The sequence below is a fragment of the Mesorhizobium sp. M0145 genome (assembly GCF_040322355.1).
Lineage (GTDB): Bacteria > Pseudomonadota > Alphaproteobacteria > Rhizobiales > Rhizobiaceae > Mesorhizobium.
In genome coordinates, this window is sequence record NZ_JAMYTK010000034.1 from 1 (window position 1) to 26,367 (window position 26,367).

17 protein-coding genes and 6 pseudogenes are annotated in these 26,367 nt (G+C 58.4%); 20 read left to right on the plus strand and 3 right to left on the minus strand.

Annotated features, from left to right (window positions below):
* Positions 1 to 216: 216 nt before the first annotated feature.
* Positions 217 to 350, plus strand: a pseudogene (locus tag NKJ28_RS29700) (transposase); the annotation flags it as partial.
* A gap of 845 nt (positions 351 to 1,195) precedes the next feature.
* A pseudogene (locus tag NKJ28_RS29705) lies at positions 1,196 to 2,229 on the plus strand (IS5 family transposase).
* Between the two features lie 127 nt (positions 2,230 to 2,356).
* On the opposite strand, the pseudogene NKJ28_RS29710 reads toward NKJ28_RS29705, so the two are convergent.
* Positions 2,357 to 2,488 (minus strand): annotated as a pseudogene (locus NKJ28_RS29710) (transposase); the annotation flags it as partial.
* A gap of 257 nt (positions 2,489 to 2,745) precedes the next feature.
* On the opposite strand from NKJ28_RS29710, the gene NKJ28_RS29715 reads away from it, so the two are divergent.
* The 11 genes and pseudogenes from NKJ28_RS29715 to NKJ28_RS29765 all read left to right on the plus strand — a co-directional run bounded on the left by NKJ28_RS29715 (position 2,746) and on the right by NKJ28_RS29765 (position 16,376).
* On the plus strand, positions 2,746 to 3,033 hold the full coding sequence (locus tag NKJ28_RS29715; protein WP_352638158.1) for an ABC transporter substrate-binding protein: 288 nt from the start codon (positions 2,746 to 2,748) through the stop codon (positions 3,031 to 3,033).
* 16 nt (positions 3,034 to 3,049) lie between these two features.
* On the plus strand, positions 3,050 to 3,439 hold the full coding sequence (locus NKJ28_RS29720) for a hypothetical protein (RefSeq protein WP_352638133.1): 390 nt from the start codon (positions 3,050 to 3,052) through the stop codon (positions 3,437 to 3,439).
* Positions 3,440 to 4,051: 612 nt separating this feature from the next.
* Complete coding sequence (locus NKJ28_RS29725; protein ID WP_352638135.1) at positions 4,052 to 5,644, plus strand: ABC transporter substrate-binding protein; 1,593 nt, start codon at positions 4,052 to 4,054, stop codon at positions 5,642 to 5,644.
* Between the two features lie 3 nt (positions 5,645 to 5,647).
* Positions 5,648 to 6,589: an ABC transporter permease gene (locus tag NKJ28_RS29730; protein WP_352638137.1), complete on the plus strand. Its 942-nt coding sequence runs from the start codon at positions 5,648 to 5,650 to the stop codon at positions 6,587 to 6,589.
* Between the two features lies 1 nt (position 6,590).
* Positions 6,591 to 7,472, plus strand: a complete 882-nt coding sequence (locus tag NKJ28_RS29735; RefSeq protein ID WP_352638138.1) for an ABC transporter permease — start codon at positions 6,591 to 6,593, stop codon at positions 7,470 to 7,472.
* A 1-nt stretch (position 7,473) separates the two neighbouring features.
* On the plus strand, positions 7,474 to 8,481 hold the full coding sequence (locus NKJ28_RS29740; protein ID WP_352572414.1) for an ABC transporter ATP-binding protein: 1,008 nt from the start codon (positions 7,474 to 7,476) through the stop codon (positions 8,479 to 8,481).
* Positions 8,478 to 9,536: an ABC transporter ATP-binding protein gene (locus tag NKJ28_RS29745; protein WP_352572415.1), complete on the plus strand. Its 1,059-nt coding sequence runs from the start codon at positions 8,478 to 8,480 to the stop codon at positions 9,534 to 9,536. The genes NKJ28_RS29740 and NKJ28_RS29745 overlap by 4 nt, the downstream gene beginning before the upstream one ends.
* A gap of 51 nt (positions 9,537 to 9,587) precedes the next feature.
* Positions 9,588 to 10,988 (plus strand): CapA family protein, encoded by a 1,401-nt coding sequence (locus tag NKJ28_RS29750; protein ID WP_352572417.1) that lies wholly within the window; start codon positions 9,588 to 9,590, stop codon positions 10,986 to 10,988.
* 100 nt (positions 10,989 to 11,088) lie between these two features.
* The gene (locus NKJ28_RS29755) at positions 11,089 to 14,274 is read left to right on the plus strand and encodes a WD40/YVTN/BNR-like repeat-containing protein (protein ID WP_352638140.1); all 3,186 of its coding nucleotides are present in this window, start codon (positions 11,089 to 11,091) and stop codon (positions 14,272 to 14,274) included.
* Positions 14,275 to 14,661: 387 nt separating this feature from the next.
* Positions 14,662 to 15,768: pseudogene (tnpC, locus tag NKJ28_RS29760) on the plus strand (IS66 family transposase); the annotation flags it as partial.
* Between the two features lie 71 nt (positions 15,769 to 15,839).
* Positions 15,840 to 16,376 (plus strand): annotated as a pseudogene (locus NKJ28_RS29765) (UPF0149 family protein).
* 418 nt (positions 16,377 to 16,794) lie between these two features.
* On the opposite strand, the pseudogene NKJ28_RS29770 reads toward NKJ28_RS29765, so the two are convergent.
* Both NKJ28_RS29770 and NKJ28_RS29775 read right to left on the minus strand, forming a co-directional pair.
* A pseudogene (locus NKJ28_RS29770) lies at positions 16,795 to 17,028 on the minus strand (transposase); the annotation flags it as partial.
* Positions 17,029 to 17,165: 137 nt separating this feature from the next.
* Entirely contained in the window at positions 17,166 to 18,404 is a 1,239-nt protein-coding gene (locus tag NKJ28_RS29775; RefSeq protein WP_352572421.1) for an ATP-grasp domain-containing protein, read from the minus strand.
* 396 nt (positions 18,405 to 18,800) lie between these two features.
* Here NKJ28_RS29775 and NKJ28_RS29780 point away from each other — a divergent pair, with 396 nt between their 5' ends.
* The 7 genes from NKJ28_RS29780 to NKJ28_RS29810 all read left to right on the plus strand — a co-directional run bounded on the left by NKJ28_RS29780 (position 18,801) and on the right by NKJ28_RS29810 (position 26,361).
* On the plus strand, positions 18,801 to 19,070 hold the full coding sequence (locus tag NKJ28_RS29780) for an RNA-dependent RNA polymerase family protein (protein ID WP_352638142.1): 270 nt from the start codon (positions 18,801 to 18,803) through the stop codon (positions 19,068 to 19,070).
* A 75-nt stretch (positions 19,071 to 19,145) separates the two neighbouring features.
* Positions 19,146 to 19,499 (plus strand): group II intron maturase-specific domain-containing protein, encoded by a 354-nt coding sequence (locus tag NKJ28_RS29785; RefSeq protein ID WP_352572422.1) that lies wholly within the window; start codon positions 19,146 to 19,148, stop codon positions 19,497 to 19,499.
* A gap of 720 nt (positions 19,500 to 20,219) precedes the next feature.
* Positions 20,220 to 21,473, plus strand: coding sequence for a methylaspartate ammonia-lyase (locus NKJ28_RS29790; RefSeq protein ID WP_352572424.1), 1,254 nt, complete (start codon positions 20,220 to 20,222; stop codon positions 21,471 to 21,473).
* A gap of 16 nt (positions 21,474 to 21,489) precedes the next feature.
* Positions 21,490 to 22,641 carry a CaiB/BaiF CoA transferase family protein gene (locus NKJ28_RS29795; protein ID WP_352572426.1) on the plus strand — a complete coding sequence of 384 codons (1,152 nt, stop codon included), beginning with the start codon at positions 21,490 to 21,492 and terminating at the stop codon, positions 22,639 to 22,641.
* 130 nt (positions 22,642 to 22,771) lie between these two features.
* Complete coding sequence (locus NKJ28_RS29800) at positions 22,772 to 23,674, plus strand: HpcH/HpaI aldolase/citrate lyase family protein (RefSeq protein ID WP_352572428.1); 903 nt, start codon at positions 22,772 to 22,774, stop codon at positions 23,672 to 23,674.
* A gap of 126 nt (positions 23,675 to 23,800) precedes the next feature.
* The gene (locus tag NKJ28_RS29805) at positions 23,801 to 24,727 is read left to right on the plus strand and encodes a LysR family transcriptional regulator (protein ID WP_352572433.1); all 927 of its coding nucleotides are present in this window, start codon (positions 23,801 to 23,803) and stop codon (positions 24,725 to 24,727) included.
* Between the two features lie 200 nt (positions 24,728 to 24,927).
* Positions 24,928 to 26,361: an NAD-dependent succinate-semialdehyde dehydrogenase gene (locus NKJ28_RS29810; protein WP_352638159.1), complete on the plus strand. Its 1,434-nt coding sequence runs from the start codon at positions 24,928 to 24,930 to the stop codon at positions 26,359 to 26,361.
* Positions 26,362 to 26,367 lie beyond the last annotated feature (6 nt).

Sequence of the window (26,367 nt, forward strand, 5' to 3'; positions counted from 1 at the left end):
ACGCGGTGAGCAGGATCGTGTGGGCCAGCATCGGCAGGCCGCTCGGCCAGCCTGTTCGTCTGCACCCGCACGAGGAAGCTCGTACGAAGGTCATGGGCGGTGCAATAGAGCTCGTAGATGTCGCTCTACCCGCGTGCCCGGGCGAAACATGTCATGATCATCCCTCGCTTCGACGGACATCTTTGATACGCTCCTTCGGAAGCGGGATGGTCCTTGGTGACGGCAACGAGGCGGGAATTCACTCGAGTTCAAACGAGAAGCCGTCGCTCTGCTGGAAAACAGCGGTCGACCACTGAGCCGGACAGCGACAGAGCTGGGTATCTCCCTCCATGCTGCGCAACTGGCGAGCCATTACGATCCCCCCGAAGAACCTTCTAATCGGAACACCATCATGAAGTCGATCAGGCGGTGTCCAGTGACAGCCGGAACAGACTCCTGAACTGACCGATGTGCCTGTTGATTAAGTGGTTTGACGGTGGGGGCTCAGGAGCGATCATCAAAGGCCGCTCCTGAGCTTCTCCCGCAAGCGATAGCTGTCGGCCCGGATCCTGACCACGTGCTGTGGTGAAAAAACCGATATCGGCAACAGTGTGCGTAGTCGGTCCGGTGCGCGCGGTGAAAGCATCTGCGCCGACGGGGCCTCGGAAGGTCACTGCTGTTGCCCCGCACTGACGGGACGGCAAATCGGTCGATACCACTTACTGCACCCTGTAGGCCGAGGGCGCGCTTTAAGCCTGACAGAACCCGTGGATCCCCAGGATTCCCCGCAGTAAGTCAATTTTTCCCGGCACTCACTTCCGCGCAGCACGCGACCGAGGTTCGGGCAGACCACGCACCGCAAGACGCGCGGAGCCCAAGGTGCCGACGCTATCTGGCCGTCGCGCGGCCACGACAAATCGCGGCGGCCCTAAGACGCCTCCTCCCCACCGGGAGGGTGCTTTCCGTAAGCCGCTGGATAACGTTTGTTGGGTCCGCGAATGAATCGCAGTCGCCCCTTAGATGCGGCTATTTCTTAATGACGCCCGCGGTTTTGCTGCGGAGGCGGGTGACACCCCGAGAATCACGGCGGGATGTGCCGATTTCGCCATCTAACTGGACACCTCGAAAAACTGGCAATCGAGACCGCATTTTGATTCACTTCGCCTGGTGATTCGCACGGAGGCGTTGGACGCGAGGCCAGGCTGGGTTCTGGGACATTGACGAGCGTTATGTCCGGCTGAGCGCGGCCGGCGATCCACTGGAGAAGCTGAACGCGGTGGTGCCTTGGGAGGTTTTCCGGAAACCGCTGGCCAAGGCGCTGAAGCGCTCCGATGGCGCCAAGGGCGGCCGGCCGCCCTTTGATGCGGTGATGATGTTCAAGGTCCTGGTTCTGCAGGCGCTTTACAGTCTCTCGGACGATCAGACCGAGTTTCAGATCCAAGACCGGCTTTCATGCGTTTCCTCGGGTTGGGGCTCGGCGACAAGGTGCCCGACGCCAAGACGATCTGGCTCACGCAGGCCCGGGCGGTGAACAACCTGTTCGCCCGTTTTGACAAGCACCTCACCAAAGCCGGTTATCTGGCGATGGGTGGCCAGATCGTGGATGCCACGATCGTGGCGGCGCCGAAGCAACGCAATTCCGATGCTGAAAAGGCTGACATCAAGGCAGGAAAGGTGCCGGACGAGTGGCAGAAGAAACCAGCCAAGCTGCGCCAGAAGGACCGGGACGCGCGCTGGACCGTGAAGTTCTCGAAAGCCAAGGCCGATGAGGAGGGAAAGACGAAGCAGCGCAATATCGCCGTTCCCGCCTTCGGCTACAAAAACCATGCCTCGATCGATCGCCGCCACGGCTTCATCCGCGGCTGGAACGTCACCGGCGCCTCGGCTTGGGACGGGGCGCAGCTTCGCAACGTGCTGGACAAGAACAACACCGGCTCGACGGTATGGGCCGACACCGCCTATCGCTCGAAGAAGAATAAGGCGTGGCTGGACAAGAACGGCTACGTCTCCGACATTCATCACAAGAAGCCGAAAGGCCGGGCGATGAGCGAGGCGATGGCACGGGCCAATGGCCGGCGCTCAAAGATCCGCGCTTTCGTCGAGCACGTCTTCGCGCAGCAGAAATCCCGCATGGGCCTGTTTGTCCGCACGATCGGCATCGCTCGCGCCTGCACCAAGATCGGCATGGCCAACCTCGCCTACAATCTCACCCGCTTCGTCTGGCACCAAGGCCGAACTGCGTTCGCCTGACGGCGAGAGCGGCGGAAAACGCCGCCGCGATGCCGAAATCGGTAACAGCCCCAACGACCGAAATCCAGCCCCCGCCGCGCGTCAGGCTGTTCGCAACCTCATTGTCGCACCACCCACTCTGGAAATGCCGGTAGTTCGAGGTGTCCAGATGGATGATGCCGCTGATCACGCGTCGATCATCGACGCGCGGCTTGCCTCGGGTGTCGGTCGGCAGATGCCGTTCAAACAGCCCAAACTGCTCATCGCTGACTAGAAATATTCGCGATCCATGACTGGTCCCCCTCAGAGACCCTGAATCGCAATCCCGCCGTCAGAGGAACCCCTTTTATGGGTCCGGACCCTAATTGAAAGCGACCCTAATCTTGAACTTCAGGTTCTGGACAAGGCCGGCTGGGACGCGCTCGTGCGTATGAATTTCCTGCAGCCGCCATTCGACCAATGTCAAGGCGCGCCAAGCGATCCTTCATCTGATCGATCAAGAGGCGTTTATGCGCGTTATGGCCCCTGACCCGAAATATTCCGGTACCCTCACCCTCTGTCTTTGGAGACACTACGTCGGCTTCCAGCCACGAAAATACGCGATGGTTCAAAAAGGGCGGCGACCCGGAAACGGCTAAGCAGCTTTTCAAGGAAGCCGGATACGCCGGCGAGAAAGTCGTCATTCTAGATCCGACGGACTGGCACGAGTGCGACAGTGCCTCGCAGTTATTGGCGGTGGCGCTGCAGCAGATTGGGGTCAACGCCGAGCTCGCGCCGATGGATTGGGGTGCACTCTCCACGCGTCGGGCAAACAAGGCCCGTTGAGAACGGCGGCTGGAACATGTTCATCACGGCGGAAATGGATTACTCCCTTGGCAATCCGCTCACCGATCCCCTCCTAACCTCGAATGGCGACCAAGCTTGGTACGGCTGGCCGAAGAACGAAGAATATGAGGCTCTGCTGGAGAAATGGGCAAATGGGGCAACTCTCGAAAAGCGCAAGGCGCTGGCCCGCAAGATGCAAAGGATCTGGTGGGGCTTCGTCGGCGATGTGAGGTTGGGAAAATACATCGCGCCGATCGCGCGCCGCAAGACCCTCACCGATCTCATCGGCGTGCCGGCGATCGTCCCTATGTGGAACATGCCTGAGCCCAAATGGCAGTCTACATCCTTCGATTGGTTTCGACCATCGCCGTCATGGCGGATGGTCGGGACCTTCGTTTTCTGCTGATCACGCTGGCGCCGGGCGGCCCATCATCGCCGCCAAGTCGGCCACGGCGGAAGATGCCGCGCACCCCGCTGGTTGCCTTCCAAGGCTATGTATCGACTGCGAGGGGGCTGGCTTGGTTTAGTTGCGCAGCAGCGGGCCCTCCAGGAGGCGAGGTTGCGCCAGGCGATTCGAAAGCAAATACCGTGCACACACCGACATCTGTATGGACCAAAGGTTCAGTTTCTGGGCGAATCCCCGCGCCTGCGGCTGACTCCGATGGCGGTGCGGATGACGGCAGGCATTGTGTGATTGCTTGCGCGTCTTTCCCTAAGCCCGAAGGCACTGCACAAGTTACCGGACCATCAAATCCTTGCACGTTGCGTGGCTAGGAGGACAATCCGGACACGATTGCCGTCATCGCCAACCATTTCAGACAATGCCGCTTTGTGCAGCCCGCATTTCAGCAGTCGAAACATTTTGACGCGAGCCCTCCACACGTGGGTGATAGGATTTCAACGCCATTCAATCAGGCGGCTACAAGAATGGACAAATTAAGTCCTTCAACCCTGGTTTAACGAGGCGCAAACGCTGGTTGATCGCACCAGGCGGCGCACAAAAAAGGGGAACTAAAACATGACGATTTCTCGACGCAGCTTCTTTAAGGCGGGTATCGCGACCGGTGCGGCTTTTTCGATGCCTTCCGTCCTGCGGGCGCAAACGACAGCAACTGACGCGAGGATAGTCCGCATGGTGAAGGGCGGTGTACCCAGCGTATTCGATCCTGTTGTTACAACGTCTCAAGGCACCACCGACCATGCCGCGGCGATCTACGACACGCTGTTCTCGCTCGATTCGAAATTTGTGCCGCAGCCGCAGATGGTGGGTAAGTGGGGTGTCTCCGATGACAGGAAGACTTACACTTTTGAGCTCCGCGAGGGCTTAGACTGGCACGATGGCAATCCTGTTACCGCAGCGGATTGTGTGGCCTCAATTCGCCGTTGGTCCCAAATACGACCTGAGGGCCAATTTATAATGACGCGGGTCCAGGATATCTCGAAGAAGGACGACAAGACTTTCACCATTGCGCTCAAGGACCCACTGGGGCTTCTTCCCACTTTCTTGGCTCACCCGCTCTACGTCATGCGGGAGAAGGACGCCAATAAGCCGGCAACGGAAGCAGTGACAACCAACATCGGATCGGGACCATTCAAGTTTAATGAAGCTCTAGCTAAGCCAGGAGCAAGCTATACGTATGATCGGAATGAAAAATATATGCCGCGCAAGGAGCCGTCCGATGGATTGGCCGGTGGAAAAATTGTCAAGGTCGACCGCGTGATCTGGGAAAATATTGGTGATGCACAAACTGCTGTCGCAGCCCTTCAGGCGGGTGAGATTGATTATTATGAGGGGCCGCCCGCGGATCTTTTCCCAGCCATTGAAACTGATCCAAACCTTGAACTCCAGGTTCTCTACAAGTATGGTCTGGATTATTTCCTGCGTATTAATTGCTTGCAAAAACCGTTCGACAATATGAAGGCGCGCCAAGCAGTATTGCATCTAGTCGATCAAGATTCGTTTTTGCAAGTTATTTCCTCAAACCAAAGATACACGAATACTGTCACCTCATTTTTTGGGAGTGGCAATCAAATATCGAATGATGAAAATATCGGATGGTTTAAAAAGGGAGGCGACCCAGAGAGAGCGAGGCAGCTCTTCAATGAAGCAGGATATGCTGGCGAAAAAGTCGTCATTCTGCAGCCGACAGACTGGACAGAGGTCAGCAACACTTCGCAACTGCTAGCAAATGCTCTACACAAGATCGGGGTTAATGCTGAGCTTGCGCCGAGCGACTGGGGTGGACTTGTCGCACGCCGATCAAATAAGGGCCTCATCGAGGATGGAGGCTGGAGCATCTTTATAACAGGCGACAGCGACTTCAACCGCGGTCAGCCGCTGACTGCAAACCATTTGGTGATGAATGGTGAGAAGGGATGGTACGGTTGGCCACAGAGTGAAGAGTATGAGGCCCTTCGTGCCAAATTGGCCGATGTTGAAACAGTGGATGAGCGCAAGGCTCTGGCCCGCAAAATGCAGGCAATTGCTTGGGATTATGTGCCCGAGGTTCTCCTGGGCCAATTTACGGCGCCTATCGCACGCCGAAAGAATCTCACCGGCCTCATCGGTATGCCTGATATCGTTCCCATGTGGAACATGCAGAAGGCCTGAGCGATGGCTGGTTACTTCCTACGCAGATTGGTTTCGACCATCGCCGTCATGGCGATGGTCGGAATCTTCGTTTTCCTGCTTCTGAGGCTGGCACCGGGCGATCCGGCGGCGATCATTGCCGGCAAGTCGGCCACGGCGGAGATGATCGCCGGAATTCGCGAAAAGCTGGGCCTCAACGATCCAATGTCGGTTCAGTTCATGCGTTGGGTGCGCGACATGCTTGGCGGCGATTTCGGCACCTCGATCTTTGCCGGACGACCCGTTCTCGAGCTTATCTCGCAGCGGCTTGAGCCGACTCTTTCGCTGTCAATTCTCACGATGATATTTTCAGTGTCAATTGGGGTGTCTTTCGGCATCCTTGCCGCGTGGCGAATTGGCGGGGTAATCGATCGCCTCCTGGCGGCATTTTCGGCGCTTGGCTATTCCGTCCCGGTCTTTGTCATCGGCTATTTTTTCATATACTTCTTCGCGATCAGGGCGCACTGGCTACCGGTCCAGGGATATGTACCGATTGCTGGCGGGCTCTGGCTTTGGTTCGTGCATCTGATCCTTCCCACCTTGGCTTTAGGCCTTGGCTACATTGCATTTATCGCCCGGGTCACGCGGGCGAGTATGCTCGAAGTCCTGTCGGAAGACTACATGCGCACGGCCGATGCCAAGGGCGCCTCCTCCTATGCCATGCTTTTCCACCATGCCTTGAAAAATGCCGGAGCGCCGATTCTAACCGTTATCGGCATCAGCTTCGCATATCTGATCGGCGGGGTCGTCCTTACTGAAACAGTGTTCAACATACCCGGTATTGGTCGCCTGATCGTGGATGCAATCAACAACCGCGACTACCCAATCATTCAGAGCGTACTCATCCTGACTTCGGGTCTGTACGTCCTTATCAATCTCACGGTCGATCTCGCGTATACGCTCATCGATCCACGCATCAGGTATTGAGATGGCCCTCCTTTCCGCACCAATAGACGCCGTCCCGATGGGGCGGCTACAGTTATCCGATTTTCCCCGTCTGGCAAGGCGACACCCGCTGGCCTTGCTAGGTGGTGGGCTCCTGGCACTCCTGATTATTCTGGCGCTCGTTGCACCGCTTTACGCCGGAGATCCGGTGAACATGGACCCGTTCAAGCGCCTCCAGCCACCATCAACAGAGATGTGGTTCGGGAGCGACAATCTGGGCCGCGACGTGTTTGCCCGAACGATCTTCGGCGCACGCATCTCCCTCATGGTCGGATTGCTCTCGGCGGCATGCGCGGCTCTTGCCGGGCTTCCGATCGGTGTCATCGCTGGCTACAGCCGCAGCTTCGACAACGTCGCCATGCGAGTCATGGATGGCCTGATGGCGATACCGACGATTCTGCTGGCCATTGCGCTGATTTCTCTGACAGGCCCCGGAATCGGCATCCTCATTGTCGCCATCGCGATCCCAGAGACGCCAGCCGTCGCGCGATTGGTTCGTTCGGTTGTTCTGGGTGTTCGCGAGCGTCCTTATGTAGAGGCTGCGGTCTGCGGCGGTGCACGCCTGCCCAAGGTGCTGTGGCGTCATATCCTGCCGAGCACCGTTCCGGCGCTGATGGTCCAAAGCGCCACAGTCTGCGCCAGCGCGATCCTGACGGAGGCGGGGCTGAGCTTCCTCGGCGTAGGCGCGCCGCCCGAGATTCCGAGTTGGGGCAACATGATCGCCAGTTCGCGGCTATACCTCGCCATCGCCCCATTGACGATCTTTGCCCCAGGTATCTGCCTTGCGGTCACTGTCCTTGCCGTCAACCTGCTCGGGGATGGTTTGCGCGACCTGTTCGATCCCCGCGCCAAGCGGAGGCGTTGATATGCAAATGCATACGACGGTGGGCAATGACGTGCTCCTCGATGTCCAAGGCCTCGAAACCCATTTTTATGGCGAGGAAAGCGTCACGCGGGCATTGGGTGGGATCAGCTTCCAGGTGATGAAGGGCGAGACGCTCGGCGTGGTCGGCGAATCCGGATGCGGCAAGAGCGTCACCGCTCTTTCGATTCTCCGCCTGCTGCCGAAGCTCACCGCTAGGACCGTCGCCGGGAAAATCCGGTTTGGGGGACGCAACTTGCTCGAACTCTCCGATCGGGAGATGCGGAGGGTCCGTGGCGACCGGATTGCTATGATCTTCCAGGAGCCGATGACGAGTCTGAACCCGGTTTATACCGTCGGTCACCAGATCGCCGAAGCGTTGCTGATCCACACCAAGGCGTCCCGGTCAGAAGCGGTAGCCAAGGCGCAAGAGATGCTTCGTCTGGTTCGCATCGCGGATCCCGAGCGGCGCGTTAACAACTATCCTCACGAAATGTCGGGCGGCATGCGCCAGCGGGTCATGATCGCCATGGCTCTTGCCTGCTCACCGGAACTTTTAATTGCTGACGAACCGACGACGGCGCTTGACGTCACCATCCAGGCACAGATTTTGCGGCTCATCGTTGATTTGAAAGAGCGCACGGGAACGGCCGTCATGTTCATCACCCATGATCTGGGCGTCGTGGCCGAAACATGCCAACGCGTGATCGTAATGTATGCTGGCCGGATCGTAGAACAAGCCAACGTGACGGATCTGTTCGCGCGCCCTGCGCATCCCTACACGAAGGGCCTCATGTGCTCGGTTCCTGATCGGCGGCGCGGTCGACAGCATCGCCTGCCGGAGATTCCCGGTATCGTGCCAAGTCTGCGCGAGCCGATTGTGGGATGCAGCTTCGCGCCTCGCTGCCCGTTCGCGATAGACATATGCCGCGAGGAGACGCCCATGCTGCGAGATGTAATGCCTGGCCATGCCAGCGCGTGCTGGCGCGCCAAAGAGGTGATGGGCGCATGAACACTCCCTTGCTGAAAGTCGAGAACCTGACCAAGCATTTTCCGCTCAGTGCAGGCATTCTAAACAAAAACATTCCGGTGGTTCGGGCCGTGGATGATGTTTCTTTCTCGGTTTTGGCTGGCGAGACGCTCTGTATCGTTGGCGAATCCGGCTGCGGCAAATCAACCGTAGCGCGTCTGCTCATGCGGCTTGCGGAGCCGACGAGCGGACGCGTACTGATCGAGGGCACCGACATTGCTGGTCTGAAGAAGGGGTCGCTTCGCGCCTGGCGCCGACGGATGCAGATGGTGTTCCAGGACCCTTACTCCTCGCTAAATCCACGCCTTAGCGCCGAAAAGATTATCACCGAACCCGTGGAGAATTTTGAGCGCCTCAGCCGCGAGCAACGTCGAGCGCTTGCCGCGGACCTGCTTCAGAATGTCGGCATGTCACCTCAGATGATGGACAGGCTTCCGTCAGAGTTGTCGGGCGGCCAACGGCAGCGGCTCGGCATTGCACGGGCGCTTGCCCTCCAGCCCTCGCTCATCGTCGCGGACGAAGCGGTCTCAGCTCTTGACGTCTCCGTGCAGGCACAGATCTTGAATCTGCTTCTGGATCTCCAGCAGCAGATGGGCATCGCCATCGTCTTCATCTCGCATGATCTCGGCGTCGTAGAGCATGTCGGCCACCGCGTCGCGGTCATGTATCTGGGGCGGATCGTCGAGCTCGCCCCATGCGAGGCGCTTTTCGCCAAGCCGATCCACCCATACACAGAAGCGTTGATTGCAGCAGCTCCGGTGCCAGATCCGACGCGAGTCCGGCTGGAGGCACCGGTGGAGGGTGAGGTGCCAAGTCCGATCAACCCGCCGAGCGGGTGCACGTTCCATCCGCGCTGTCCGCTCGCGGTTGAGCGTTGCCGCATCGACGTGCCGCCTTTGGTTCCACTAGCGGACGGACGCGTCGTCGCCTGTCATGTGCGCGCGCCAGCCGCCGGCACCTCGGCAATACCAATGGCAGGGGCGGGTTATCCGCCTGCTCATTTCAATCAGGCGCATGATGAGATCCTGATATATTAGAATCGCCGCTTTAGTTGAGCCGAATGCAACTTAGTAGCTTAAGGATATAAAATGAATTCTCGAGATGATTCTCAGCCTGCGATTCTATCGGACGGTGGTTTTGATGCGTTAGGTTCAATCGAAACGAACGTTGCAGACGGTTTCACCATGGCTGCAACCGGCGACCTTCTTTACGCGCGGCCCGTAACAAAGGGCTATTATCCGGGGTTTGCCGAGGTTCTCAAGCTCTTTGACGGAGCTGACGTGAAGTTCGGCAACTTGGAAACCAACATCTTGGATGTTCAGTCTAAAGGATGCCCGCAGGCCGAGTACGGCGGTGCGTATTTGATCGGTGCCCCGGAATTGGGGCCCGACCTAAAGGCCATGGGGTTCAACATGGTTAGTCGGGCGAACAACCATACGCTTGACTGGGGCGTCGAAGGTATGCGCGAGACGACTCGGGCGCTTGATGAGAACGGGATCATGCATGCAGGCGCGGGCGAAAATCTCGCACAAGCCCGCGCTGCGCGTTTTTTGGAGACCCCTCGCGGCCGGGTAGCTCTGGTGTCGTTTGCGACAACATTCGAGCCTATGGCCCGTGCCTGCGATCCGGCCGGCGAGGCGCCAGGTAGACCAGGACTTAACCCCCTTCGCTTAGCAAAAAGCATAGTAGCTCCGCCAGAGATACTTGAGAACTTGAGGCAGTTGCGCGAGATGCTCCCATGGTATGCGCCTCCTCCGGAAGATGTATTTCGTGTAGCAATCGGCGAGACAGTCTTCGAGGCAGGGGAAAGACCAGGATACAGCTTTAAACCCAATCCGCGCGACGTTGACGGTATTCTGTACAACGTACGTCGTGGGAAGCAGTTGTCTGATTTCTGTATCGCTACGAATCACGGGCATGAGCCCGAGGAATTCACCAACCAACCGCCTGACTATGAACAAGCATTTGCGCGGAAGACGATCGACGCCGGAGCAGATGCATATATAAATCACGGACCGCACCATGTCAGGGGCATCGAGATTTACAGAGATCGGCCTATCTTTTACGGCTTGGGAAATTTCTTCAACCAAGACCTGAGAACGCCGGTGGGAGCTGACATGTTCGACGCACACGGTAAGGATCCGCGGGTGGATACCGATGCGGACGTAACGGCCCATGAAATGGCGATAGGGTATCCATATCCAGAAGGATTTATACCACTCTCCGCCCCGGTCTATTATGAGAGCGTCATCGTCGTGGGCCGTTTCAAGCAGAACCGCCTCGCTGAATTGACGCTCCATCCTATCGAACTTCGCCGTTCGGAAAGGTTGGCAAATCGGGGAGTGCCGCGCTTGGCGCCCCCGCCCCAGGCAAAGGCCATTCTGGAGCGGTTGATAGAGCTTTCAAAGCCATTGGGCACCCAAATCGAGATTGAAAACGACGTTGGAGTGATCAGAATACGGGCCGACGCGGCGCAGACCCGCATGTAACGAACTCACCCGAGGCAACCGTATGCGGGCGAAATAGCGAGCAGTACCAGACGGCGGGGGATCTGGCGATGAATGCTGATTCTATGTGGAGCGGAGTGGAATGATGGATTCCAAGAGCTTAGCGGACCTCAAATGGCGCTGCATTGGTCCCACTAGGGGCGGCCGCGTTGTGGCGGTCGCGGGAGACCCCAACGATTCTAGGGTGTTCTATTTTGGCGCCTGCGCAGGCGGGGTGTGGAAGACCATCGACGGTGGCGTTTATTGGCGCTGCATATCCGATGGTTACTTCGCGAGCGCAAGTGTCGGTGCGCTGGAGGTTGCCCGCTCCGACTCCAACGTCATCTATGCCGGCATGGGCGAAACGACGATCAGAGGCGACGTCTCTTACGGTGACGGTGTTTACAGGTCGAGTGATGCAGGCCGCAGTTGGACTCATCTTGGTCTGAAAGAGACCCGGCACATCGGCAAGATTTGCATTCATCCTCAGGACCCCGACGTCGTCTTTGTCGCGGCGCTTGGGGATGCGTTTGGGCCAAACGAAGAACGCGGCTTATTTCGCTCCAAGGACGGAGGCAAGACTTGGCAGAAGGTCCTTTATCGCGGTCCCGACGCCGGCGCAGTCGATATCTCGATGGATCCCAACAATCCGCGCATTCTTTTTGCCGCGACTTGGCAGACACGGCGTAACTTCTGGAGCCTGAACAGTGGCGGGCCGGGGAGCGGACTGTTCCGGTCGCTTGACGGGGGCGATAGCTGGGAGGAATTGTCCGGACGGAATGGCCTACCAGATGGTCTGCTCGGGAAGCTCGGTGTCTCAGCCTCGGAGGCGCAATCCGGGAAGGTCTACGCGCTCATTGAGGCAGAAGGCGAGAAGATTGGGCTATATCGCTCCGATGATTATGGCGACCACTGGATTCAGGCCTCGCAGAACCGCGATCTGATGCATCGCCCTTTTTATTACACCCATGTTTTCGCCGACCCTGGCCACGCCGAAACGGTTTATGTCAACAATTTACAAATGTGGAAGTCGACTGACGGTGGATTGAGCTTCATCGAAGTGACCACTCCCCATGAGGACAACCACGCTCTTTGGATCGACCCGGCTGATCCCAAGCGGATGATCCAGGGCAATGATGGCGGCGCCTGCGTAACGTTTAATGGTGGTAAGACTTGGTCGTCGATCTACAACCAACCGACGGCGCAGTTCTATCGCATTGACGTCGATGACCAATACCCATACCGCGTCTACGCCACCCAGCAGGACAATACCGCGATCTCGGTCCCAACCGCTTCTGAGTGGGGTATCATTCCATTGAGCGACTGCACCTATCCTGGCACGGGCGAGAGTGGGTTCATCGCTGTCGATCCCAAGGATCCTAATATCGTGTACTGCGGTGCGGTCGGCTCAAGTCCCGGCAGCACATCATCGCTGCAACGTTATGACCATCGCACCCGTCAGATTCGCTTAGTCAACGTCTGGCCGGAATACACGGTCAGTATGGCGCCTAAGGACATGCGCTACCGCTTTGGCTGGACTTTCCCAATCGCTTTTTCTCCACATGATCCGAAGACGATTTATGCCGGGGGCAACCGCGTCTTCCGAAGCCGCGACGAAGGATCGAGTTGGACTGTGATCTCGCCGGATCTGAGCCTTAACGACCCGGCTCGACAGGAGTATTCAGGAGGCGCTTTGACCCGCGACAACTCCGGCGTGGAGGTGCATGCCACATGCGCCTCGCTTGTGGAGTCTCGACACCGCAAGGGCGAGATCTGGACGTCCACCGATGACGGCCTCGTCCACGTGACAAGGGACGACGGAACTCATTGGAGCAACGTGACGCCCAAGGACATGCCCGAACTCGCCTATGTTGGGTGCCTCGAAATCTCCCCGCATGATGCAGACACAGTTTATGTTGCGGCCACGCGATACAAACTTTCCGACTACCGTCCCTACCTTTTCCGCACCAGGGACGGAGGCAAGAGCTGGCAATCGATCAACGGCGACTTCCCGGCTGGCGAAATCACCCGTGTGTTGCGCGCCGATCCGGTGCGTTCAGGATTGCTTTTGGTCGGAACTGAAACCGGAGTTTTCTTCAGCCTCGATGACGGTGCCCATTGGTCGCGGATGGTCGGTGGCTTGCCCGTGGTTCCGGTCTACGATCTGAAGATCAAAGGAGGCGATCTCGTTGCGGGCACCCATGGCCGGTCTTTCTGGATCCTTGATGACATTACCCCATTACGCGAACTGGACGCAGATCAGAAAGATGTGAAGCTGATTAGCCCACGCCCCACAGTCCGAACTAAGCACGCGTTGGCTGCTGGGCAAGGTTTTTCTAAAGTCGGCATCTCCAAGGTCGGGATATGGTACCAGACTTGGGGCATCGGCGCCGCCACAGAGGTCATGGAGTTGGACGGGCGGACGGGTCGCCGCTATCTCGATTGCGGAGAGAATCCGCCGGACGGAGCGATCGTTTATTACTGGTTGCGCAGCGATGCGGAACAGCCGATTAAACTTACTTTCCAGAACGCTGCGGGCGACCTCATCACCAGTTTCTCAAGCGATGACAGCGACTTGCCTTTTCACGCGAAGCCCGGCACGAAGGCTGGGCTCAACCGCTTCGTGTGGGATCTCAGATACCCCGGACCAGCCAAGCTGGACCGGTCGCTGGAAACCCGCAAGTACAAGCCTCTCGCTGCGGATAACGAGGACCCGAGCGGCCCTGCCGTCGTTCCAGGTAGCTACAAAGTCCGGCTTCAAATTGGCCGCGAGGACCAAACAGCCGGCTTCTGCGTGGTCAAGGATCCACGGGTAGTTACGACGGAGAAGGAGTTCATCGAGCAATTCGCACTCCTGCAAGAGCTGTTCAGCACGCTTTCGGCACTCAACCAGACTCTGAATCACATTCGGTTGATGAAACGACAGATGACGGATGTGCAGGAGCGGCTCGGTTGTAGCACGACATTTAAGGAACGTGCACATGCGCTGGCCGGACAGCTTGAGGCAATCGAAGGAGCACTGATCGACATCAAGCAGGAGACGCCGCGCGACCAAGAGCGGAACCTGCCTGGCTTAAGGGATAAACTGGTCGACATCATCAGTGTGGTTGCCGTCGCCGACGAGGCGCCGACACTCCCAGCCCGCCAGGTTGCTGACGAGATCATATCAAAGGTTGAAGAGGAGATTCAAAAGTTTGGCGTGGTTGTGGACAATAAGGCCGCGGCGTTCAACGTCGCCCTGAGGACTGCCGGCGTCGAGCCCATAGGGTTCAGCAGGGCCAGCGGTTAAGAAGTACCGATACCTATTCATCTGGAAGGTGAAACACATGGATTTTATTGAGCGGATTTTTGGCGTTTCTCCAGATGGGGGCGACGGCACGACCGAGATGTTCTACATCGCGGCCGCGTTCGCGGTCGTAGCGATGGTATACGGGCGTCGGTTGCTTCACCGACGCGCGAGCCGCCGGCGCCGTTAACTGTCCTCAGAAGGCGAGGGTCTCAGAGTTCGTTTTGATTCAGGGCGTTTCTGCGGATGAGATTGCCGCCCATACGATCCTTATCTTCGGCGGCATCGTCATTGGCCGCGACCGGCACCTCGCAGAGGTCGCTGAGATCGAGCGCGATCTGGGTCGGATCGAGAACGGCCAGCTTCTCCGATTTTGCCCCGAAGATCATCCCGGCGCGAGCGCGAGTAATGGACGGGGGCATGGCAACGACGGCGCTGGTGGCGCATGTGGTCGTCTCCAAGTTCGCCTAGCATCTTCCTCTGTATCGTCGGTCGCAGATCTTCTCGGGTTACGGCATCCATCTCGACCGTGGCACGCTCGGCGGCTGGGTCGGACGGGTCGCCTGGTGGCTGAGGCCGCTATACGATCGCCTGCTTGCCTTCATCCCTCGCAGCCGCGGGTGCTTTGCGACGAAACGCCGCTGCCGCGACTTGATCCGGAACGCAAGCGGACGAAAGTCTGCCAGTTGTGGGCCCAGGCCGTCGATGATCGTCCCTGGCAGGGACCGGCTCCGCCGGGAGTTGGCTATGTGTTTGCAGAAAGCCGGGGAGCCGGAGAGGTCGAGGCACAGCTTTCAACATTCGACGGCATTCTCCAGGTTGATGGCTATGCGGCCTACGAGAGCCTGGCGAAGCAGCGGCGCAAGAGTAATATCGCATCCTTGCAGCTTGCCTTTTGTCTGGCCCATGCTCGGTGCAAGTTCGTCGAGGTGGTCAAGACGACGGGCTCGAGCGAGGCGCTGGCGGTGATCGCCGGTATTGCCGAGATCTACCGGATCGAGGATAGCATCCGCGGCATGAGCCCCGAGCAGCGCCTGTCGGTGCGCAAGGCCAAGAGCTCTCCGCTCATGCCGGCACTGAGGGAGCGGCTGAAGATGCTGATCGATGAGGTCTCGGCCAAGTCGTCGCTCGGCAAGGCCATCGCCTACACGCTGGCGCATTGGCATGGGCTGATCGCCTTCCTCGAGGACGGACGGATCGAAGTCGATAGCAACGTTGTCGAGCGTTCGCTCAAACCAGTTTGCCTGACGAGGAAGAATAGCCTCTTTGCCGGATCCGCTCGCCGTGGCGAGACATGGGCGGTGCTGGCATCACTGGTCAACTCGGCACGGCTCAATGGTCTCGATCCCGAAACCTGGCTCGCCGACGTGCTCGAGCAGATCGTCTCGGGTTCCATTCCGGTCAATCGTCAATCGGCTCGACGAGCTCTTGCCGTGGAATAGGAATTGGAAGGCAGACCGGGAGGCACGGTGCCAACTGGAGCGTGTGGCGGCATGATCGCTCGTCGGTCAAGGGGGCCCGTCGCCGCTCGGCCCGCCGCAGCGTCCTCGGTTGCGCCTTCGCGCCCGATGCTGGACGATGCGGCCTTCCAGACGTTCCTGCATAAGCAGCGGCCGCATCCGCCGGTCTTCGGCATGGATGGGCTCGATGGCTATCTGACGGCGCTCATCATCGGGCCCCGCTTCATCGACCCGCGCCAATGGATTCCTCTGTTTGCAGGCGAGAAAGCGCTGATGGCGCTCGAAGGCACGACCGAGGCGCTCGCCGTTCAGACGCTCGTTGCCCACTAAACCGGATCTCGAGCGGGCTTGCCGAAACGGCGGAAACCTGGCGCCGCGCTTTGCGCGGCGCAATGACGGTTCCTTCGTTCCTTCGACCCCTTCCACTGGGTGACTGCCTTCCTGCTCGCTACCGGCTATGCCACAAGGCTCCGGCGCCCCTTTCTCCGCGGTCATGCCGCAACCGGCGACATCATCGTCCCGATCCGGGACACAACGGGGGTGAACTCCCGTCTCGACGACGCGGGCGTCGCCGCCGTTGCAAAGGCGATCGTCGCCATCCGCTCGTACTTCATGCCCAAGCGAGTCAAAGCGGCCCGCATCTGAATCCTGCCTTTGGCAAGCAAGGACCGCCGTGCGGTGCTCGTGACGCTTACCCTCGTTCACAACCCCCGAATGCGGCGCAACGGATGATCGTGCCGCACCCGAGCCTCGAGATCAACATAACTGAACAGTTCGCCAGACCGTTCGTCTTCGCCGCGCATGCCTCCTTGTCCGAATCTCTCCGGCGACATTCAATTACGCACATAGCCTTACTGTGAGCCACTTTTTCACCAGTCTGCTAAATAACGTGCCAATTGTGTAGTCAGCGTTTGTATAACTTGTCTAGTCTGTACAAAACTACTGAAATTTTCTGACATAACCGCAACTTCTATTTCAAATCTAGCTAAATTACGTCGACTTTGCCTTGAATAGTGCAGTATGTTGGATAGCGTCTGGCTGCGAATGAGCGGCGCGAGGCGCGCTACATGGTCCAGATGCCACTCGCCATCTTGTTGGCCAGCGCAATGGCCACGAGCATGCGCGGCTTCGTCGCCAGATTTTTCCTAGTTGTTGCTTGCCGCCGGTCGATTTCTGCAACGGGACGAGGCCAAGCCGGGCGGCGAAGTCACGGCCACATTTGAACGCGTCTCCATCTGGGGCGAAAAGTTTCGATCGCCGGTGCGGCGATGGGGCCAACGCCGGGCATTGTTTGCAAAGCGCATTCCGCCAAATGCTTCCCCATAATCTGCCACGGCTCTCCTCCTGTGATGAGGATCGGCTTGGCCCGCCCGAGCAACACATACGGCCACACTCACCTGCGCGAGTGTGGAGAATAAGTGCCGCAGACTATTGCTATTCGCCAAGGTTTGTCGGAAATGGAGTGATCACCCAATCGATCGACTCGACGGCGCGCTGAAGTATCATCTCGGTCTGAGCAAGGCTCGGTGAAGCGACGATGACATGTCCGATCCAGTCTCGGAAATCGCCTTTCCTGACGATCGGCGTCTTGGATTCAACATACAATTCGACTTCGGCGACACCTGCTACGGTAGCCGCCCGACTGCCGCCATCGATCCAATCGAGGGTGCCATCGCAATCAGGAACTAGGATCCGCGCAGCCGCAGTCTGCGAATGCCTCCTGCGCAAATCGCATTCCTCGCCTATGACAAGTTTGATGTGCGCGGTAATGAGATCAACACCGTAAGCCAGCTGAATCATTTGAGGACCGGGCGCGCCACCAAGACGCGGATTGACTTCAATGACGACTGGGCCAACCTCCGTCCAGCGGAATTCAATGCAGGTTGGCCCCCAGCCGAGACCAAGAGCTTTCAGGCAACTCAGCGAAACATCGGCGATACACTCCTGCTCGTCATCGCTCAGCCGGGCCGGAAGGGTGAATTCACGAAAGACGAAATGCGGGGGGGGGCCGCAATCACCGGCGCCGATCGCAACGACCTTATCTCCCATTAATTCAGCGCAATAGTATGGGCCTTGTGCGAAATCTTCGACCAAGATCCTCGGCGAGGACTGCCAAATGTGCTGCCCGCCCAACAGATAGTTCGTATGTTCCACTAACTCATCAACGTCGCGGCACAATCGTACGCCGCTGCTGCCGCTGCCTAAGGCTGGCTTAACAATCACCGGCAGTCCAATTGGCGCGGCAGAACTTTCGATGTCGGTCGCATTCGCCGCCAGGCGATAAGCCGGTACGGGAATCCCGGCCTGCGCGAGGAGCTCACGTTGGGTGAATTTGTCGCAGCACCGTTCAATAGATTCGGGGCTTGGTCCCGGTAGACCGAAATGCCGGCAGAGCTTGGCAGCCGTCACACAGGCCGACTCATCGGCGCGCGAAAACCCAGTAATGCCAGCAATGTCGTAGGTCTTGCGTAGCCGCAAGCATTCGTGGATCAGCGCACCGAGATTGTCTGTGTCGATGCGGATTGCCTCAAGCGTTTCCGCCGCAACATAGTCATACTGATTTGGATCAGTCGACAGGGTAATTGGATCAAGGCCAAGGCGCTGGGCTGCTTGGACGTATTGCAGGCCCATGCGGCCATGACCTTCAACGAGAATGAGTGCTCTTCTTGCCATTGGCTACCGACTCCGATGCTTCGTGCTGCGCGGCGGTCTGAATCTGGCATTAGCTCTTTATCCGTGCCTGACCTCACGCTTTGCGGTGAGGCTTACCATTGTTAGCGGTCGGCAGTCGCAAAGACTTTGTAAAATATAGTTGAAGGATCTGTTGCGACGTCTTGATACTGACCGTGTGGCATGGAACCTTTCGACGAATATCGGAATGAACGCCACTTGCGGGCGAGCGCCACCGTCATTGGACGCCACAAACATCGGGAAGGAGCAGCCATGAAGTATTTTGCCGGACTTGACGTTTCTTTGGAAGAGACCTCGATCTGCGTGGTCGACGAAACCCGCAGGGCGGGGTCGCAAGCCCGCTGCTCTCGGTCATCTACATGAACCGCTTCCTGAAACATGGGGCGGCTCACCGGACGCGGCGAAGCGTTCCGTGCTCATGTCATCTCCTATGCCGACGACTTCGTCATCCTCAGCTGCGGTCATGCAGCCCAGGCGCTGGCGTGGACACGGACGGTGATGACGAAACTCGGGGTGACACTCAACGAGGCCAAGACCTCGATGAAGGATGCCGACACGAGCGCTTCGACTTCGTTGGCTACTCATGGGGACCACACTACCTCCCCCACGGTGGCCCGGTGGTATCTGGGCGCAAGCCCGTCCAAGTAGAGCGTGCAACGGGGTCAAGACGAAAGTCAGCAAACTCCTGAGGCGGGAAACAAAGGTGCGTGCCGGAGGTGCGAGGTGCGAGCTCAACTAAACCGGGTTCTGCTCGGTTGGTCGACGTACTTCTGCGACGGCACCCGAGCGCCGGCCTACGAAGCCGTTGACCGACATGTCCATGACCGCGTCAGCAACTTCCTGCGCAAACGGCACAAGCTGCAAAGACGTGGCACCAGCCAGGTCTCCCGAGAGAGCCTTTCCCGCCGGCGTCCAGTTGCGCCGCCGCCGCCGGCCGGTGATCACTCCATGCGCCTGCGCTCCTCGCAAATCAGGCGGCAAATCTCGCCAGCGCATAGCCCGCAAGATGGGGTGCTCGTGACGCTCACTGTCATTATGTATGCCATGCTGCGCGACGGCACTTTGTTCGAGGCTTGAGATGAGGTAGAAACAGTTTGCCAGTAGTGAAGCGCCAGCGCTGATCCGAGGGCGGTGTCCCGCGAGGAACGCAGGGGCGGACGATATGCGAAGGTAGTCAGATGGGCCTGACAGCCCGCTTCGAGTCAATGCAACGTCCGCCCTTGTGAGACCCGATACAGCACGACCAGCTCCGGCTCGGCCAGTGCGGACAGATCCTTAAAACCCTCAACGGATACACCGCCAAGCTCTGCAATTACAGGTCCGGACCCTCGTGATGCGTTCGCTGACGGCGGTCATGCGGAGCCGAAGTTGAAGGCACGCCCCAGCAGGTCGGAAGCCTGTTGTTGAGATCGTCATTCTCCCGGAATGCGCTGCGGCCTTTGGAGTCAGGCCGCCGAATAACTGAGCACTGAGCGAACAATCGCCTGGCCTCGCCGCGGGCGGCGCATGGCTAAAGCTTCGAGCGAACGTTCGCCTTCGCCGAAACGTGGCTTTTATTGCCGACATCTGGCTGTTCATGAGGCGGCTCGCATGGGCTTCAATTAACTGCCAAGTTTGTTTAAATTTTAGTTTAAAGAGAGACAGCCGTGCTCAAAGTAAGGCGCCAGCCATCTGAAAACGCGATGGTACCGCCCGGGACATTATATTGGCGGACTCAACGCCAAATGGCGATACTTGACGGACAGCGTACGAACTGCATCCCGCATCAACGCCGTCCGATAAATCGAGCGAACTGAAGTGCAGATCAAAGACGTAATCCTCGCGCCAGGCAACGGCGCGTTTTTCTACGACGATCAGGCAGCCATAAGAGCCGGCGCCTCGCAGGACGGTTTTGTCTATCTGGGAGAAGCCGTCACGCCCGACTTCGAATCCATTCGCGTTCCTGCATCTTCGCTGAGTGTCGGGCTTGTCCTTGCCGACGACACCGTCGTTTGGGGCGATATGATGAGCGTTCAGTATTCTGGTGCCGGTGGACGCGATTCTCTTTTCGACACTAATCAAATCTCAGATTTAGCGTCGCGCCTTGTCGTGCCGCAGCTTCTTGGTGTCGATGCGTCTCGCTACCTTGATGCCTGCGCCAAGGTTTTCGGGGCCTTCGAACACAAGCGGTTACCTCTGGCGATTGAGTACGGCGTGAGCCAGGCGCTGCTTCGAGCCGCGGCCCATCTTCACCGCAGGACGATGGCAGAGGTCGTATGTGCTGAATTTGATTTGCCGCTGCCGACGCGGAGGGTCCCGATTTACTGTCAAAGCGGCGATGCTCGCGAGATCAATGTGGATAAGATGATTCTGAAGGCCGTGGATGTCCTCCCCCACGGCCTGATCAACTCCAGGCAGAAATTCGGCGCGGGCGGCCAGACTTTCCAGGAATTCGTGAAGTGGGTTGCAACGCGCACGCGCGAACTCGGCCGCCCGGGGTACCATCCGGTGCTGCATTTCGACGTGTATGGCTGGATCGGCCAGGAAATCGGGATGGAGCCGCAACGGATCGCCGACTTTATTTGCATGGTAGCAGATACGGTTCCGGGTTTTACGATCAATATCGAGTCCCCGGCCGACTTTGGTTCTACACAAGCTCAAATTGAGAATTATGCCCGGATCGTATCGATCTTGGATGACCGGGATTCTGGCGCTCGCATTGTGGTGGACGAGAGGTGCAACACGCTCGAGGACATTCAGCTCTTTGCCGAAGCGAAGGCTGCGCATTTGGTCCAAATCAAGACGCCAGACGTCGGCTCAATCGCCGATACGGCGCGCGCAGTTCTCATCTGCAAGGCGAATAAAATTGGGGCATATGTCGGGGGCAGCTGTACTGAGACGGATCTCTCCGCCCAAGCTTCAGTCCACATTTCTGTAGCGACCCAGGCCGAAATGATGCTCGCAAAGCCAGGAATGGGCGTCGATGAGGCATTTTCCATCGTCGGGAACGAACAGAACCGACTACTCGCGATGCTGAACCGTCGTCGATCTCAAAACGAAAACGTTCAATGAAAAGCACGGTGTAACCATGCAGAATTGCCTTGAGGGGATCACCGTCGTTGCAGTGGAGCAGGCTGTGGCCGCGCCTTATGCGTCATCTCGCCTTGCGGACGCCGGCGCCCGGGTTATTAAGATCGAGAGGCCGGAAGGGGACTTTGCCCGAAGCTACGACAAGTTGGTGCGGGGGCAAAGCGCCTACTTTGTCTGGCTCAATCGGGGCAAGGAGTCGGTTTGTCTGGACCTGAGGTCAGAGGCAGACCGCGAGGTCCTAAACATGGTCATTGCCGCTGCTGACGTCTTTATCCAGAATCTGAAGCCGGGCAGCATCGAAAAACTGGGATTTGGGTCTGCCGACCTCCGCCGACGCTTTCCGCGGCTGATCACCTGCGACATCTCCGGTTTCGGGGAGGCGGGGCCGTTTTCCCACCTGAAGGCTTACGATCTCGTCATCCAAGCTGAAACAGGTCTATGCGCTATCACCGGCAACCAACAAGGGCCCGCGCGCGTAGGGGTCTCGGTTTGCGACATCTCGGCAGGCATGACCGCGCATAGCGCCATTCTTCAGGCCCTCTATCACCGCGAGGTCACCGGCGAAGGCTCCAGCATCCAGGTGTCACTGTTCGATGCCGTCGCCGACTGGATGAATGTTCCGGTTCTGCAAAACGACTACAGCGGCTATCACACGGTACGCGCCGGCGTGAAACACCCGTCGCTGGCGCCCTATGGCGCCTATCTTTGTGCTGATGGCAAAGAGGTCATCTTTTCGGTTCAAAATGACCGCGAATGGGTAAATTTCTGCAAGAAGTTCCTAAGGCAGCCGGAGCTCACACGCGCACCTGGTTTCGCTGATAATATGGAGCGCCTCCGTCACCGTGCGCAACTTGATGAGATCCTTGAACGGCGGTTTTCTGAACTGTCCTGCCACGAAGCCATGCAGGAGCTTGAGGCAGCCGGTCTGGCGTATGGGCGACTGAATGAAGTGGCCGATGTTTCAAAACATCCACACGTTCGGCGGGTTGAGGTTGGCACACCTGAAGGAGTTGTAGACACGATAGCGCCGGCGGCGATCTTCAACTCTGAGCACCCCTCGCTGCGCCCAGTTCCGGCTCTTGGTGCTCATACCAAGACTGTCCGCGAGGAGGTTCTGGGGCGTTTGCGCGAGAGAGCCGCGTCAGCGTGAGCGCGCGTCTTGTCGGTAAGGTGAGCGCGCTCGCGATAGAGAGCTCGCATACTTCGGGTCATCTCAGCGCATCGGCCGCCAGCGAGCTACTGCCACCGCGCTCGCTAAAATCGACCGCAGAGGCAACTCCATGATCAAGGACGCGTTTGCGGCCGTTGAAAGCGAGATGTCTGTACCACGCTGGAGATCCCTGCTCTTCGTTCCCGCTCACGTTCCAGGCTTTGTGGAGACGGCCCATGAGCGGGGTGCAGATGGCGTCATTCTCGACTTGGAGGATTCCGTTCCCCAGGATCAGAAGGGCGAGGCACGGCGGCAGCTTCCCGAATCCGTGACAAAGGTGGCGCGCAAGGGCGCATCTGTTTTGGTCCGCGTGAATCGTGGGTTGCGCGCCTTGGCGGCCGATCTCGATGCAGCCGTGATGGAAGGTGTTGGCGCACTGGTTCTTCCGAAGACGGATTCGGCAGAGTGGGTTTTAGAGATCGCGAATACGGTTTCAGACCTTGAACGAGAAAGAAATCTTCCACTGGGACGCATTCGGTTCCTCGCCCAGATCGAGACGCCGGGCGCCTTGCAAAGACTCGCGGCCATTGCGTCGGCGCATCCAAGAATGGTCGCAATGGCGCTTGGTCCTGAAGACTTCAGTGCTGCTGTTGGCGGCGCCCCGGAATTCGACCTTCTCTTGACACCGAACCTTTCTGTTCTATTTGCCGCCCGTGCGGCCGGGTTGCTCCCGCTAGGCTTCATAGGAAGCATCGGCGAGTTCTCGGACACTCATAGGCTTCGTGAAGCCGCGGCGCATGCGCGGCGGCTTGGCTTTGCGGGAGCTTTGGCGATCCATCCGACACAGGTCGCAGTATTCAATGAGGCTTTCTCGCCAAGCGCTCAGGAAGTCGAGTGGGCCCGCAATGTCGTCGCGGCGGAGAACAATGCCGCCTCCCGCGGACTGTCAGCATTCTCGTTAAATGGTAAGATGGTTGATCCGCCAGTGGTGCGGCGCGCCCAGGAGGTCCTGGCTCTCGCCAGCAATAACTGAGCCTCCACTCAGCTGCCGGACAGGCTTTTTTCGAACTGGTGCGACGGTTTTGTGACTTGCCTGCCATCTCGTTTCGAGATAGATATGAAAGCACTGGGGATCATGCTCCGGTTGGATTTGTTCATCGTGGACATAAGGCAGTTAAGATACTTTGTGGGCGTCGTCGAAGCCGGCAGTTTCACGAAGGCAGCTGCGACCCTCAACGTTGCTCAAAGCGCTCTGAGCCTGCATGTGCGTCAACTGGAGGAAGGATTCGGCACCCAGCTGCTGGTTCGCGATCGGACCGGTGTCAGCGTCACGGCGTCGGGAGACAAGCTGCTTGAGCGCGCGCGGATCATCCTGAAGGAAATTCAGCTCACTGAGGCGGAACTTACCAACTCGGTGGCTGCTCCTTCGGGAGAGGTGACCATTGGCATTCCGTCCGGAGCCGCTCGCGTCCTTAGTGGTCCCCTACTTGAGTCAGTAAGAAGCGAATTGCCGAGGATTTCGCTTAAGATGATCGAGGGCATGACGGGACCGCTAGAGGAGTGGATGGCTGCTGGCCGTTTCAATCTGGCTGTCCTGTACCGCACTGCCGAGAGCGTCGGGCAAATGACGGTGCTGGCCCGCGAAGAGTTTTGCCTGGTGGTGCCGCCTGGTCAACCGCCTTTAGAAGATTCAATACGGCTGGCCGATCTGCACGCATTTCCGCTGGCGGTTCCCATGCGCAACAACAACGTCAGGCGTTCGGTGGCTGATGTCGTTGCCCAACACGGTTGTGTTCTGGACGTCAGATTCGAAGTCGACTCCCTTTCTACGATCATCAGTATGGTCATGGAAGGAAAGGCGTATTCCATCCTTACCCCGTCGGCCATTCAGAAAGAAGCCTCTCAGGGACAGGTCCGAACGGTCAAAATCATTGATCCAGTGATTACCCGTTCCGTTGTGGTTGCCGTCAACCCGAAAGATGAGCGCTCTCCAGCCGTCTCTGCGGTCCGCAAACTGATCCCCAAGGTCGTCAGGACATTGATCGAGAGCAGGCACTGGTCAGCCACGGCTCCGGACCGCGCTTAGGCACATCCTTCAAATCAAGTCCAGGTGTTACCGCTCCTCCGCGGCTGCATGAGCCGTGCCAATCTGGATGCCAGATGGTTTTGGGCGATATTCCATATTTGACCCACCGCGCGATCGCGATGAAATTGCAGAGAAGCGAGCCCATGGTCCGCATATCGGCCGTTCTCGCACTTGGCAAATTCACTCAAGTGGAGCATGCGATGTCCAACGCCATGAGCTATCAGCTTTTCATCAACGGCAGTTGGCGACACGGTAGTGACGGAACCACTCTGCCAGTAATCAATCCGGCGACAGAGAAGGTATGTGGCTCGGTGGCGGCGGCGACGGTGTCGGATCTGGATGAGGCGCTCGCTTCGGCAGAGCGCAGCCGCAAGGCTTGGTCCTCACGGCCTGCAAAAGAGCGCGGCGAGATCCTTGTGGCGGCCGCCAGGATCCTGACCACGAAGGTGGGAGACGCAGCGAAGGATTTGTCGACCGAACAGGGAAAGACGATTGCCGAAGCGACAGGCGAGTACGCGCGCGCTGTCGAAACACTGGAGTGGAACGGCACGCACGCCGAACAGCTGTCGGCCCCTATTCCGATGGGCCCGAACCGGATGATCGTCCCAGAGCCCCTTGGCGTCGTTGCTGCCTTTACGCCTTGGAACTATCCCGCCGTTCTCATCGCCCGCAAGCTCGCCCCAGCTTTGGCGGCAGGCTGCCCGGTGATCCTCAAAGGGGCTGAAGAGACACCAAGCGCGGCTGTCCATTTCGTCGAAGCCTTACGACAAGCGGGTATTCCGGACGGCGTGGTCAATCTCGTCTTTGGCGTTCCGGTGCAAATATCGCGGCATCTCCTCAACTCGCCGATCGTCAAGGTCCTAACTTTCACGGGCTCTACCGAGGTTGGAAAACAGCTCGCCAAGCTCGCCGCGAATAACTTGCAGCGATGCATCCTCGAGCTCGGTGGGCACTCCCCGGTCATTGTATGCAAGGATGCCGACCTGGCAAAAGCTATACCGGCAATTTCGGAATACAAGTTCGAGTGCGCGGGTCAAAGCTGCAATGCGCCCAGCAGGATCCTCGTCGCGCGGTCTCTCTATGAGGAATTCCTATCGCTGATGACGGAAGCCGCCCGCAAGATCAAGATCGGTCCGCCGGACGACCCTGCGACAGAGATGGGTCCAATGGCAAACGCGCGACGAATCGAGGCCATGCAGCGTCTGGTCAAGGACGCGGTCGATCGCGGCGCCACCATCGAAACCGGTGGCACCCGCCTCGACCAACCGGGTTTTTACTGGCCGCCAACCGTCCTGACAGGGGTGCCAAAGGATGCGAAAATGCTTCATGACGAGCCGTTCGGGCCGATCCTCACCGTAGCGCCATTCGACACGATCGAGGAGGCGATCGAAGAAGCCAACGCCACCGAGTATGGCTTGGCCGCCTACTTCTTCACCTGCGCCGCCGATACCAAACGGGCGCTGATCGGCGGTCTTTCGGCAGGCGCTCTCAGTGTAAACTACCTAAAAGGCGTTTCCGCAGATGCGCCATATGGGGGCGTCAAACAGAGCGGCTATGGATATGAAGGCGGCGAGCAAGGTTTTCGGAGCTTTCAGAACCTGAAACTGGTCAACGGGTTCGGGTCATTAGGATGAGATTTC

What these genes read in the sequence shown, in the direction of transcription:
- NKJ28_RS29735 (WP_352638138.1), top strand. Translation starts at nt 6,591, where the DNA reads ATGGCCCTCCTTTCCGCACCAATAGACGCCGTCCCGATGGGGCGGCTA.
- NKJ28_RS29745 (WP_352572415.1), top strand. Translation starts at nt 8,478, where the DNA reads ATGAACACTCCCTTGCTGAAAGTCGAGAACCTGACCAAGCATTTTCCG.
- NKJ28_RS29800 (WP_352572428.1), top strand. Translation starts at nt 22,772, where the DNA reads ATGATCAAGGACGCGTTTGCGGCCGTTGAAAGCGAGATGTCTGTACCA.
- NKJ28_RS29755 (WP_352638140.1), top strand. Translation starts at nt 11,089, where the DNA reads ATGATGGATTCCAAGAGCTTAGCGGACCTCAAATGGCGCTGCATTGGT.
- NKJ28_RS29780 (WP_352638142.1), top strand. Translation starts at nt 18,801, where the DNA reads ATGGGGCGGCTCACCGGACGCGGCGAAGCGTTCCGTGCTCATGTCATC.
- NKJ28_RS29730 (WP_352638137.1), top strand. Translation starts at nt 5,648, where the DNA reads ATGGCTGGTTACTTCCTACGCAGATTGGTTTCGACCATCGCCGTCATG.
- NKJ28_RS29810 (WP_352638159.1), top strand. Translation starts at nt 24,928, where the DNA reads ATGTCCAACGCCATGAGCTATCAGCTTTTCATCAACGGCAGTTGGCGA.
- NKJ28_RS29775 (WP_352572421.1), bottom strand. Translation starts at nt 18,404, where the DNA reads ATGGCAAGAAGAGCACTCATTCTCGTTGAAGGTCATGGCCGCATGGGC.
- NKJ28_RS29725 (WP_352638135.1), top strand. Translation starts at nt 4,052, where the DNA reads ATGACGATTTCTCGACGCAGCTTCTTTAAGGCGGGTATCGCGACCGGT.
- NKJ28_RS29795 (WP_352572426.1), top strand. Translation starts at nt 21,490, where the DNA reads ATGCAGAATTGCCTTGAGGGGATCACCGTCGTTGCAGTGGAGCAGGCT.
- NKJ28_RS29740 (WP_352572414.1), top strand. Translation starts at nt 7,474, where the DNA reads ATGCAAATGCATACGACGGTGGGCAATGACGTGCTCCTCGATGTCCAA.
- NKJ28_RS29720 (WP_352638133.1), top strand. Translation starts at nt 3,050, where the DNA reads ATGTTCATCACGGCGGAAATGGATTACTCCCTTGGCAATCCGCTCACC.
- NKJ28_RS29750 (WP_352572417.1), top strand. Translation starts at nt 9,588, where the DNA reads ATGAATTCTCGAGATGATTCTCAGCCTGCGATTCTATCGGACGGTGGT.